Below are 11,265 nucleotides of genomic sequence, written 5' to 3'. Positions count from 1 at the left end.
GCGCCAGTGTCAGCCCGCAACGGCTGTCTGATTGCACCCTGTTCCCAGCTTCACTCTACAAGAACCGAGCTTGTTCGGTGTGGGCAGGTAAGGAGTCAATTCTGAGTCTGAATGGCAAGGCTTGCACTTGCATCTGACCGAGAGTTCAGCCCCTTAGTGACAGTAATCTGCTGTCGGACTGGATTAGTTATATACGGACTGATTACCGTGATTCACTAATCAACGAATCGCACCAATCTCTGCAATCAGGTCATTAATTTGTTCCACGCGGCTTTGTTGCTGTTTTTGCTTTTTATTTTTCATGGTAGTAAATCAAAAATTGATAATTGAATGTATTCTTTGCTGATGTAGCTGTGAATGGTAGCCCCTGGAACCTCATAGCAAGTTGAGGTTAGTTTTTTATGGCCAATAATTAAATCAGCCCTTTTGCGTTGTCTTGGGAGCGGGCGAAATTTAAATTGTGGGTGTGAAATGTAGTTAGTATTGTCTGGAACTTGATAAAGGAATCTGTAAAAAGTCCCTCCAATGTCGTAAACCTTTCGCGTGCTGAGTAATGTTGAATCGTAAACTCTCATAGGTTGGGAGCAATCGCACATATCAAGCGATCGCAAAAAGATTAACTAACCGTAATATTCACGAAAAACATAAACGCCATGAGGTGAAGCTTTTACCGAATCGTAGCCTTGTATAAATAGCTCACGGGCTACAGAATCCCAATCAATATGCTGTGACCAAAATTGAAATTTTTTCTCAAATTCTGACCAATTATACATTTGTTCAATTTCGTCAGATTTTAAAACAAAATCTCTTTCTGATTCCCAGTGACCGCAATAGTAACTACTAAATTCTTCAGCTAACTTTTGAATATCTGGATTGTGAATTGGATCTTTTGCATAATTGAGCCAAGCTGCCATTGCATCAGCATCATCAGCATCATCTAGTACCTGGGCTAATTTGCTGATATATTGCAGACTTTCATACTCACCTAATGAGAAGCCGGAGAAGTTTTCATAATCATGTATTGCCCATTCTTCGCAGGGTTCATCATCTCCCACTGGCGACCATGAAAGCATCCATGTGATATCATCTTCTATTTCTTCTGCTTCTTGGGTTGCATCAATCCAAAGCCCGTGTAAATGCCCAGCGTTATAAGCAGATAAGCAAGCCACATAAATTTTAGGGGTGTTCTCATCTGTGCATTCCCTCTCATCTCTGGGGAATGGTAAGCGACATTTTAAGCTGCTAACTATGGGAAAACTAAAAGTAGGAAAAGTCACACCTGCTAAATTAACAGCCAGTTCTAAAGCTTGATAGTCAATTGTTTTTTCAGCAGGAATTAAAATTTTGCCTAACTGCTGCACGTTGTAAAGTTGCTCGGCTACAGCTAAGGCTTCTGATTCGCAATTGAAAACTAATTGCATATTGGTCGGATACCTTAAAAAATTCTTAGAGGAAAATTGAAGCGAGTAAGCGATCGCCCTCCAGATAGCGATCGCTCTTAGGATTAAAACCACCAGCTAAGTAAGCGCCATCCTGGTAATTCTTTAGCAATAATCTGCCGAAGTTCGCAGTCAGTTATTTTTATTTTTCCTGCGAATTCAATTTCAACAATTCTTAGCCTGCCCTCTGTGTCGGTCAAATCAGCTTTAAATTTCATGGTCGGATACCTTTTAAATGAAGGGAAAAGGAAGCGATCGCTTGATATGTGCGATCGCAGATTAGATTAATTACTTAATGAATGCCGTTGATAAATTCTTTGTGAATGCCTAAATCAATTGATAATCCCTTGATTCGTCGTCTTACTGAATTTCTGGCATCATCTAATTTAAGAGAGTTTTCATCTTCTGATTGTTCAAGATGGATTAATAAATCAATGGCTTTTCTTAATTTCTCAAGTTCGTACAAATCGTATTCTTGTGTATCTTGCATTGGTCGGATACCTTTTTTTGTTTACTCTTATATTATAGCGGGACGACCAACTATAATAGGTAAAATTTATATAAAGTTTTGGCAAATAATAGCGAGGCGACTTACTATAATAGAGCAACTATAAACGAGCTATTATGCCTAGACCTGGGGGAAATCCCGACTTCGGAAAAAAGTACAAGTTTGAAACTGATAGGCCAGAACCTTTAAACCAAAAGCTAACTGTGAAGCTAACCGAGTCAATGATGGGATATTTAAAAGGTTTGGGGAAAGATTACCCTGAATTTGTACGTGAGGCGATCGCAGAGAAGATAGAGCAGCACAAGGCCGCCCAACTAAACGAAACTAAAACAGAGACAACTGAACTGGCGACGGCTGGCCAACAACCGCCGCACAACCAAACCAACCAGGAAGGCCAGACAGAGGAAACAGACCCCAACCAGGAGGAACAGGGAGCGACCCCAAAAACACAACGCAAGGCAGGCCAGAGCCAAGGGCAAAAGCAAGAGAAGCCCACGAGCCAGAGCCGGAGCCGGAAAAGCAGCGCGACCCAGAAGACGAGGGAACAAGACCAACAGGACAAGGACTAGACGGGAACGACACCCACAAACCGCCGCCACTGGCAACGGCGCGAACGCAGGCAACAGACCGAGCAGCGAAAGCACCGCGACCCACACCCCACTGACCCGACGCAACACTGAAAACCTCGGCAGATGGGAAAGCATCACGAAAGAACTCGTCAACGCCACGCGCACAGCCAACAACGACACGAGAACCAGTAGGAACAGCAGCGGCGGCGGCAGACAGGGGAGCAGGAGACAAACGCCAGCAACGAGAGCCAGAAAAACCGAAGCAGGTGTAGTTAGAAAAAATATCTGAAAGCATAACGAAAAACTTGTAATAATAACTATTATAGCAAGACGACTCGCTAAAAGCAAGGTAAAAAGCGGGTGTCGAGTGCCGGCGCAGCCGGCACGAGCCGAGGGACTGCAACGCCAGCGCACCGTGACAGGCCGCCAACGGCACACCGCCAAACCAAGGACTAGGTAGCAAATGGCACACAACCGCTGAGATACCTTTACCTCTCCTTTTTCTCTCTCTGCATTTCTTCCTCCCGCAAAAAAAGCAGCCCAAGATTTCTTTCTATCACCGGAACGGAGCGGAACGGAGTGGAGCGGAGTGGAGGTGATAAAATGAGAAATCGCTGCTTTTTTTGCACCGCTTTTTGGCTGCTGCTTCCAAGTCTTTGCTACTTCACGATCAATTCACTGGCAGCAGACAAAAAGCACAACAACTGCGAAGCATCCTTATATTTTCAAAGATTAAAAGCGAAGCAACAGCTGTTAGAAAGCGATCGCTCCCCTCATAAATCCCCTCACAAATCCTCTAAGAATTTCATTTATCCGGGCGATCGCATCGAGGCTAGGTGTAGCGAACTGCAAACATAAACGCTTCAAACTGCAAACAAGGCAATTGTCGGTGGAACCATAATATTGCCGTTTTTACGTGCTTATGCTTCCAATTGACATTGGCAATATTATCCTTCCGATGTCTATAATCCTTGCATGGTATACATTTGACGATAAAAGTATTCATAATCCACCCCCACTAAAAATGTAGGATTGAAGTAACCCTTAAGGCTGAAACCCTTACAATATAAGGGTTTGAGAATATTACACCCAACTAAAAATCAAATCTTAAGATTACCTTTTTTTGGCAAGCTTATGGTGACAATTTTGATTTCCGGCAATTTTATGGTTCCAATGCCTCAAAAAAGAATGCGAACGCTCGAACCGAACAATAAGTATTACAGCCTTTAAAGCGGCAAAATTATGGTTCTAGTCGCGGCAATCTTATCGTCCCATCGGCAATGGCTTGTTTGCAGTTTTAACGATTTATGTTTGCAGTTCGCTACATCTAAGAATCAAGCTACTCTCCTTTTTTGTTCCTCTCAGATTCTTGTGAGGAATCTTGAGAGGAAATTTTTTTAGCGATCGCCTTCAACATTGCTGCCATTAACTCGTTGTCAGAAAACTTATTGATTTGATCGATCATCTCAGTGTGAAGATAGTTGCCAAAGACAACTGATAAGCTGCAATCGCCCGCCAGCCGTCTTACTACCTCGACTTTCTCATCAGCTGAGAGGTGATTACAGATATTCAAGACTTTTTGTAGTTTGTCTGAATCTGCCACCAATTTTTTGCACCAAAAACATCTAAAAAGCTATCATACTGCTGATATCAAGCCATTTGTGTCCGTATTTTCACGGCTTTCTAGCAATGAGTCTGCTATTAAGGTAAGGACTTCCGATTTACGAGCCGCTGGCATGGACTTAACGAGCGATCGCAAGTCAACAGTTTCTAGCATCGATTCACTGGCGACGCAGGAAAAAAAATAAATCTGAGCATCAGTTGGCAGCGCCCCTATCAGGCTGAAAAGATTCCCAGCCATCAAGTCTTTTTGTTTGTTTCTAAAGTGGCTGATTTGTCGCTCCTGCACTCCACTCTTGAGCGCTAGCGACTTAGCGGTGATGCCGAACTTTTCGAGCGTGTGATCAAAAGCTTCTCTGTAATCCATCTTTACATAAAAAAGTACAATTTTGGGCAGGAAATTGTATTCTATTACAAAGGGCAGTGTAATTGAGACTTGAGCGAGGTTGACTAACTCAATCCTACCAAACCCCACCATATCCCAAAAAATTAGCCCCAACCTGGTGACACAGGGGGGGCGTTGTGATTTTGCAATTTAAGAGAATTATGACACAACCAAGTACCAAAATTCAGGGACGATTTTATCCACTCCAACATGAAGAATGGCTAAGAGCCTGCCGGGAATTAACACCAGCACAGAGGGATGTGTTGTATTACTTACGCACTCTCGACCCATACAGCACCGGAATGGAAGTATCGCCGGCGCGGATTGCCAAGGATTTATCTACCCCAGAAAAGCCAGTTCACCGCAGTACAGTAGGACGCGCTCTCAAAGCGTTGGATGAAAAGGGGTTTGTCGATATGGAGCTTCTTAAAGTCAAGGTTCATGTCCTCACCAAAGGTTTGCATTGTTGCAATGAGACAACAAGTTGCGATGAGACAACAAGTTGCGATGAGGCAACAAGTTGCGATGAGACAACAAGTTGCAGTGAGACAACAAGTTGCGATGAGGCAACTTTGTTGCCTGACGGCAACTTAGGCGATCGCCACGCAACATGCGCGATCGCCACGCAACATGCGCGATCGCCACGCAACAAGCACGAGCCGAAAGCCGCATCAGACAAAGATTCCAGCACCACTAAGATTAATAAGAGTTATTTAGACTTTATAGACTCTCTCTCAGAAGGCGAGAAAGAGAGTTTTTTACAATTTGGTAAGAAAAAAGCAGCAGAACTTAAAAACCCCCCAGTCCAATTACCGCTCAAATGGATTGAGAAAAACTTTGAGGAATTGTCTGAGCAATGGCTCCTGACCCGTGATGAGAATGAAAATCAAAACCAAAAGTACAATTTTGCAGCTTACAGCGAACCGCAGCATCAAATGTGGTACGGACAACTGCAAGCTTTAGTTTCCGGGGCTATTCAATCGGGTGATAGGACGAGGCTCGAACAGTTTTTAAAAGATGACTTTTACAGTAGCTGGCTCAATTGGGCGAAAACTGCCCGCGAGGACGTGCGTGAATTTTTAGCAAGCAACCCGATACCCACAGAAAACTCAGCAAAAGCGAGAGTAAGTTATGTCTCTTAATCTAAATTTTGGTGAAAGTAGCAAGCTGCCTCCCCAAAATATCGAGGCGGAAGAAGCGATTTTGGGCGGTATTTTGCTAGATCCAGAAGCGATTAGTCGAGTTAGCGATCGCCTCAAGAGTGAAGCTTTCTACATCAGCGCTCACAAAGACATTTATCAAGCAGCACTCAGGCTCCACGCACTTGGGCTACCCACAGACTTGCTCTCAGTTACAAGTTGGCTGACTGACCACGAAATACTTGTGCGTATTGGTGGCAGAAATAAATTAGCAACTTTGGTAGACCGCACGGTGTCAGCTGTGAACATCGATGTGTTAGCCGAGTTGGTGATGGAAAAATATTACCGTCGCCAATTAGCTAAGGCAGCAAGTGAGATTTACCATTTAGCACACGACCAAGAAGAAGAAATAGCCAAACAATTAGAGATGGCTGAATCAAAAATTTTAGAGATAAATAATAGTGCCATTTCATCGATATCTGAACCAACTCCCCTCAATGAAATCTTGATAAATGCCTACTCCAGCATTGAAGAAAAAAGTATGGGTATATCACCACCTGGGGTTAAAACTGGGTTTTATGATTTGGATGCAATGATAGGAGGATTTAAACCAGGAAAGCTCATAACAATTGCTGGTCGCCCCGCAATGGGAAAATCATCGTTTTTAGGGAATTTAGCCTTTAATATTTCTGAGCTTGAAAAATTACCAACTGTTATTTTTAGCCTTGAAATGACCAAAGAAGAATGGGGAGATAGGTTTTTGTCCCAAGATGCAAGAATTGAGTCAAGCTATTTGCAGCAGGGCAAGATTAACAAACACCAGTGGGAACCTTTAGCACAATCAATCGGTAGGTTGAGTGAGTTATCTGTTTATATTGATGATTCACCTGTGATAACTGTCAGTTCAATTCGTTCAAAAGTTAAGCGAATTGTTGCACAATACGGTCGTATTGGCATGGTTGGTATTGATTATCTACAACTAATGGAAGGAACGGACGGCGATACTTTCAACTTAGCTTTTCAAATCGGAAAAATCACCAGACAGTTAAAGCAATTAGCACGCGAGTGCAACACAACTATTGTCATGTTGTCACAGTTGAATCGTGGTGTGGAGAGTCGTAATATCAAGCGTCCTATGATGTCAGATTTACGCGAATCAGGGCGAATTGAGGAAGATTCGGATTTAGTACTGCTTCTTTATCGGGATGAATATTATTATGCCGATACTGTTGATAGAGGTCTTGCAGAAGTAATTGTTTCCAAAAATAGGGGTGGCCCAACAGGGATTATAAAACTGCTGTTTGATTCACAGTTTACTCAGTTCAAAAATTTGGCGTGTTAACAAAACTGCTCTGCATTTATTGATACAAAAAAAGTGCGTTGACAAATATGAGTAAGTATTTTGTAGACGATTTTAAGGTAGGCGTAGCAAGCTTTACCGTAGGCGATCGCATTATTGCAAGCGGCGATCGTTTAGGTCGTGTATCGAGCATAGACAAAAAGATTACTATCACTTGGGAAAACGGCCTTAGCAGTGAATATACCCCAAAACAAATGCAGGCTTGGAACTATCGAAAATCAAGCGAGGATGAGGAGGCGACAGAATGCAACTCACACAACTTGACCTCTGCTCAGGAGTTGGCGCGGGATTCTGCCTCGCTGGGCTGCAACTCGGATTTGAACTTGTTGGAACCGCAGAAATTGACGAATACTGCTCAGGCATCCTCAAACTGCGATATCCCGGCATACACAACTACGGCGATGTGCGAGAAATCCCCAGACGTGCAGAACGCAGACTTGGATACTATATGCACCCAGGAAGGATTGACATCATTACAGCTAGTCCCCCCTGTCCCCCATTCTCAACAGAAGGCCAACGACTTGGAGCCGACGACGAGCGAGACTGTTTCCCCGCCGTCCTTGACAGTATTAAGCAATTGCAACCCAAATTCGCAGCAATTGAGAATGTCCCCGGTTTGCTCAACTGTCCATACAGACCAGGAGACAACAAACTTTATTTTAGACACATCTTGGAACGCCTTTTCTCCATCGGGTACGATGCGGAATGGCTTACTATCGGAAGCGGACACTGTACCGCTCCCTTCATTAGAGAGCGGGTATTGCTGGTTGCCGTCTCCAGGAGCCTTGTCATCGACTGGGAAAAGTCGGCCACCTGGACAGACCAAGCAAGAGGGTGGATTGAAGGATTTAGGATTGCTGCAAAAAGGCGAGGTATTGAACCCGGATATCCTCTGCGAGTGGTACGGACTCCCGCAGAACTGGCTAGACCCCTTGGAGTGCCGAGCCGCAGCCCAATTGTTAGAAAACAACGAGCGGCAGCAGGAAATCTGCTTGACCCCAGAGTTGCCAGCATTGCCCTTAATAGAATCCTCTACCTCAACTCCTTGTGTAGAGAACCAGCCATCACTTAGCAGAGCTAATGCTAAGGCTGGAACTTACATTATTGACCAGTCTGAATTAATAGGAATCATTAAGGATAATTTGGGCTTTGGCTTTGTTGTTGACTGGCCTAATTCTGGACAAATAACTTACAACTGGGAACGAGATGATCGATTAATTAGTGGGTTGGCGATCGCCCCTCAGCACCTAATAGACCAATTCTTAGAGGATAAATCAGAACCACTTGTACTCTGCCCCAGCTGTGAACTACAGCACATCTATTTAAGTTGCGGCTGTGGTATGTGCGGGCTGGAGCCAGATATGCAGCGTACAGAGCAATTACAGATAGATGATGAATCTTTGTCGGGCGTTCGCCTGTCTGTTCATGCGCCCAGTCCTTCTATCGAGCGTACACAGCAATTACGGCTTGGCAATCGCATCCGCATCACCAAAACTCGTACCCAAAACCTCAGCCATTGGATAGGTAAAACTGCCACAGTAACAGGCATTAATGGCGAAACTATTAGCGTAGCAGCTGGTGAGGGCAAGGAAAAGAAGCACCTTACTTTAAAAAAAGGATGGTATGAGCTAATACCCGAAAATTTCTTAGAGGAAACAGAGCCGCATCTGGAAGCTGTGCAGAAGCCAAAAGGCAGACAGCGCAAGGGTTGTTTGTATAGATATATTGAGAATAAGAAGCTGAAAAGTGGGGCGATCGCTTCTTACCCCCGTGTAATCGGCCACCGCAATCCTGACAACCCTACTCATTGGCGTTGGGGCTTTAACTGGGAGGAAAAGATAGGTGGGGAGTGGAAAGGGCGCAGTATTGGCTCTGTTCCAGTGGGGGCAGTTCCTATGATTCAGTCAATGCAGAGAGAAAAGGCTAGTTTAGAAGAAATAGTCGGTTTTATTCGTAGAGCGAAAGCTAAAAAATAAATTCTTAGAGGATGAGATGATACTAACCGAATCTGAAATCCAACAAGTTTTAGAGCAAGTTCAAGCTGCTTTTCCCAACTTAGCTGATTGGGAATATAACAATGAAAAAAATGAGGAGTATTTTGGCTTCTCTGTTTGGGGAGAGTTTGTGATTAAAACTGAAGAACTAGTAATACCCCGGCGGTTTTTCATTACACTTGATACTAATCATGAAGACAAGTGGCAAGGATGTTTAACGATAGGACTACACAGCTATCTGTGGTCAAGTGCTGATGTAGGTGATGCCCACTTAGTTGATACAGACCCAAGTGATACTTTAGAAGAGGCGATTGCAGCACTCAAAGCCAAAATATCAGAACTATTCCAAGTGTTCTTGGCAGGAAATTAGAAGGAATTAGCGATCGCTCTTTTTTCCTCGCTTATGCATCTTTCCACCCATCTAGCTCTTAAATAAGTAAAGCTAATCATTTCTATTGACTCTACAAAATTCTTAGCACTTGATTAACTTTTGTAAAGCAGTGTAAATTACATTCACAGGCAAAAACAAAACCGCCTGATACATACATAAATTCAAACGCAATCATAAAACCATGACAGCAACCATTCAACAGCGCTCCAGCGCCAACGTATGGGGCCGCTTCGCCAACTGGATAACCAGCACCAACAACCGCCTATACATCGGCTGGTTCGGCGTACTAATGATCCCCACCCTGCTAGCCGCCACCGCCTGCTTCGTAATTGCCTTCATCGCAGCTCCTCCAGTAGACATCGATGGAATCCGCGAACCAGTAGCAGGTTCCTTACTCTACGGAAACAACATCATCTCCGGAGCAGTAGTACCATCTTCTAACGCAATTGGTTTGCACTTCTACCCAATTTGGGAAGCAGCATCTTTAGATGAATGGCTGTACAACGGCGGCCCTTACCAATTGGTAATCTTCCACTTCCTGATTGGCGTATTCTGCTACTTAGGTCGTGAGTGGGAACTATCTTACCGCTTAGGTATGCGTCCTTGGATCTGCCTAGCATTCTCCGCTCCAGTAGCAGCAGCAACCGCAGTATTCTTGATTTACCCCATCGGACAAGGTTCCTTCTCTGACGGTATGCCCTTGGGTATTTCCGGAACCTTCAACTTCATGATCGTGTTCCAAGCAGAACACAACATCTTGATGCACCCCTTCCACATGTTAGGTGTGGCTGGTGTATTCGGCGGAAGCTTGTTCTCCGCAATGCACGGTTCACTAGTAACTTCTTCCTTGGTTCGTGAAACCACCGAAAGCGAATCTCAAAACTACGGTTACAAATTCGGTCAAGAAGAAGAAACCTACAACATCGTTGCAGCACACGGTTACTTCGGTCGCCTAATCTTCCAATACGCTTCCTTCAACAACAGCCGTTCCTTGCACTTCTTCTTAGCTGCATGGCCTGTAATCGGCATCTGGTTCACCGCCTTGGGTGTAAGCACAATGGCTTTCAACCTCAACGGTTTCAACTTCAACCAGTCCATCATCGACTCTCAAGGTCGCGTAATCAACACCTGGGCTGACATCATCAACCGCGCTAACTTGGGTATGGAAGTAATGCACGAGCGTAACGCTCACAACTTCCCCTTAGACTTGGCAGCAAGTGATGTTGCTCCTGTGGCTCTAACCGCTCCTGCTATCAACGGTTAATCAGTAATTAAGTCAAATAAAATCAAAGGCGCTCTCCTTAAAAGGGGGGTGCTTTTTAGTGTCGATGATTAGGGGTTGTGGGGTGATAGGAGGGAGGCGGTAAACTACGCCCCTTAGTTCCAGTTTCTTAGAGGATGAAGGGCGATGCCTACGGTGGGCGGGTACGCCATCGCACTACTTGTACCTCGGATACGCTAGAGAATTTAGAGTAGTAAGCAAGGGTAAGATTACTTCTTGTGCAGATTATGACTAACTCACAACCTCCACTGCCACAACCTCAATTAGAAAAAGCAGGAATTACATTTGAGCAGTATGAAGAATTTACACCAGAAAAGCTGGAACTGTGGGACGGATATCTGGGCTACGGCGGACAAAACCAACTTGGATTTCATTTGGCTGTTTTAAGAAATATGGGGTTACTAACAGCAATTCGTCATACAGAATTGTCATTGTGGATAGAAGCCCTAGACAGTCATATTCGAGAAAAACTAGAAACTCTCAGCGCTCAACCAGAAGTAGCCCAAGCTTTGCTAAATCGCCTAAATCGAGCAATGGAAGACTTGGCAGCAGTGGCAGAGTATTTGGAGGGATAGCAA

At 44.3% G+C, this 11,265-nt stretch carries 13 protein-coding genes; 9 read left to right on the top strand and 4 right to left on the bottom strand.

Annotated features, from left to right (window positions below):
• Positions 1-620: 620 nt before the first annotated feature.
• On the bottom strand, positions 621-1,421 hold the full coding sequence (locus tag VF06_RS28180) for an antirestriction protein ArdA (RefSeq protein ID WP_099072943.1): 801 nt from the start codon (positions 1,419-1,421) through the stop codon (positions 621-623).
• Positions 1,422-1,731: 310 nt separating this feature from the next.
• Positions 1,732-1,929 (bottom strand): hypothetical protein, encoded by a 198-nt coding sequence (locus tag VF06_RS28175; protein ID WP_099072944.1) that lies wholly within the window; start codon positions 1,927-1,929, stop codon positions 1,732-1,734.
• A 134-nt stretch (positions 1,930-2,063) separates the two neighbouring features.
• On the opposite strand from VF06_RS28175, the gene VF06_RS28170 reads away from it, so the two are divergent.
• Positions 2,064-2,516 carry a hypothetical protein gene (locus tag VF06_RS28170; protein ID WP_099072945.1) on the top strand — a complete coding sequence of 151 codons (453 nt, stop codon included), beginning with the start codon at positions 2,064-2,066 and terminating at the stop codon, positions 2,514-2,516.
• Between the two features lie 603 nt (positions 2,517-3,119).
• Positions 3,120-3,374, top strand: a complete 255-nt coding sequence (locus VF06_RS39635) for a hypothetical protein (protein ID WP_143861897.1) — start codon at positions 3,120-3,122, stop codon at positions 3,372-3,374.
• Between the two features lie 481 nt (positions 3,375-3,855).
• On the opposite strand, the gene VF06_RS28165 is transcribed toward VF06_RS39635, so the two are convergent.
• Complete coding sequence (locus tag VF06_RS28165) at positions 3,856-4,119, bottom strand: hypothetical protein (RefSeq protein WP_099069313.1); 264 nt, start codon at positions 4,117-4,119, stop codon at positions 3,856-3,858.
• A 33-nt stretch (positions 4,120-4,152) separates the two neighbouring features.
• A complete protein-coding gene (locus tag VF06_RS28160; RefSeq protein WP_099069312.1) occupies positions 4,153-4,635 on the bottom strand; it encodes a hypothetical protein in 483 nt (160 codons plus the stop codon).
• 47 nt (positions 4,636-4,682) lie between these two features.
• On the opposite strand from VF06_RS28160, the gene VF06_RS28155 reads away from it, so the two are divergent.
• The 7 genes from VF06_RS28155 to VF06_RS28125 all read left to right on the top strand — a co-directional run bounded on the left by VF06_RS28155 (position 4,683) and on the right by VF06_RS28125 (position 11,262).
• Complete coding sequence (locus VF06_RS28155) at positions 4,683-5,663, top strand: winged helix DNA-binding protein (RefSeq protein ID WP_180267367.1); 981 nt, start codon at positions 4,683-4,685, stop codon at positions 5,661-5,663.
• Positions 5,653-7,002: a replicative DNA helicase gene (dnaB, locus tag VF06_RS28150; RefSeq protein ID WP_099069311.1), complete on the top strand. Its 1,350-nt coding sequence runs from the start codon at positions 5,653-5,655 to the stop codon at positions 7,000-7,002. Before VF06_RS28155 ends, dnaB begins: the two co-directional genes overlap by 11 nt.
• A gap of 262 nt (positions 7,003-7,264) precedes the next feature.
• Positions 7,265-8,092: a DNA cytosine methyltransferase gene (locus tag VF06_RS43530; RefSeq protein ID WP_099069310.1), complete on the top strand. Its 828-nt coding sequence runs from the start codon at positions 7,265-7,267 to the stop codon at positions 8,090-8,092.
• On the top strand, positions 8,034-8,996 hold the full coding sequence (locus VF06_RS43525; RefSeq protein WP_180267368.1) for a hypothetical protein: 963 nt from the start codon (positions 8,034-8,036) through the stop codon (positions 8,994-8,996). The genes VF06_RS43530 and VF06_RS43525 overlap by 59 nt, the downstream gene beginning before the upstream one ends.
• A gap of 16 nt (positions 8,997-9,012) precedes the next feature.
• Positions 9,013-9,384, top strand: coding sequence for a hypothetical protein (locus VF06_RS28135; protein WP_099069309.1), 372 nt, complete (start codon positions 9,013-9,015; stop codon positions 9,382-9,384).
• A gap of 202 nt (positions 9,385-9,586) precedes the next feature.
• Positions 9,587-10,669, top strand: a complete 1,083-nt coding sequence (gene psbA / locus VF06_RS28130) for a photosystem II q(b) protein (protein WP_099069308.1) — start codon at positions 9,587-9,589, stop codon at positions 10,667-10,669.
• Positions 10,670-10,914: 245 nt separating this feature from the next.
• Positions 10,915-11,262, top strand: coding sequence for a hypothetical protein (locus VF06_RS28125; RefSeq protein WP_099069307.1), 348 nt, complete (start codon positions 10,915-10,917; stop codon positions 11,260-11,262).
• Positions 11,263-11,265 lie beyond the last annotated feature (3 nt).

The sequence above is a fragment of the Nostoc linckia z4 genome, assembly GCF_002608075.1.
Classification (GTDB): domain Bacteria; phylum Cyanobacteriota; class Cyanobacteriia; order Cyanobacteriales; family Nostocaceae; genus Nostoc; species Nostoc linckia.
This window is presented reverse-complemented; position numbering and strand designations above follow the sequence as displayed.

Coding starts and splice junctions, on each gene's coding strand:
- VF06_RS28170 (WP_099072945.1), top strand. CDS start 2,064: ATGCCTAGACCTGGGGGAAATCCCGACTTCGGAAAAAAGTACAAGTTT.
- VF06_RS43530 (WP_099069310.1), top strand. CDS start 7,265: ATGCAACTCACACAACTTGACCTCTGCTCAGGAGTTGGCGCGGGATTC.
- VF06_RS28125 (WP_099069307.1), top strand. CDS start 10,915: ATGACTAACTCACAACCTCCACTGCCACAACCTCAATTAGAAAAAGCA.
- VF06_RS28175 (WP_099072944.1), bottom strand. CDS start 1,929: ATGCAAGATACACAAGAATACGATTTGTACGAACTTGAGAAATTAAGA.
- VF06_RS39635 (WP_143861897.1), top strand. CDS start 3,120: ATGAGAAATCGCTGCTTTTTTTGCACCGCTTTTTGGCTGCTGCTTCCA.
- VF06_RS28180 (WP_099072943.1), bottom strand. CDS start 1,421: ATGCAATTAGTTTTCAATTGCGAATCAGAAGCCTTAGCTGTAGCCGAG.
- VF06_RS28155 (WP_180267367.1), top strand. CDS start 4,683: ATGACACAACCAAGTACCAAAATTCAGGGACGATTTTATCCACTCCAA.
- psbA (WP_099069308.1), top strand. CDS start 9,587: ATGACAGCAACCATTCAACAGCGCTCCAGCGCCAACGTATGGGGCCGC.
- VF06_RS28135 (WP_099069309.1), top strand. CDS start 9,013: ATGATACTAACCGAATCTGAAATCCAACAAGTTTTAGAGCAAGTTCAA.
- dnaB (WP_099069311.1), top strand. CDS start 5,653: ATGTCTCTTAATCTAAATTTTGGTGAAAGTAGCAAGCTGCCTCCCCAA.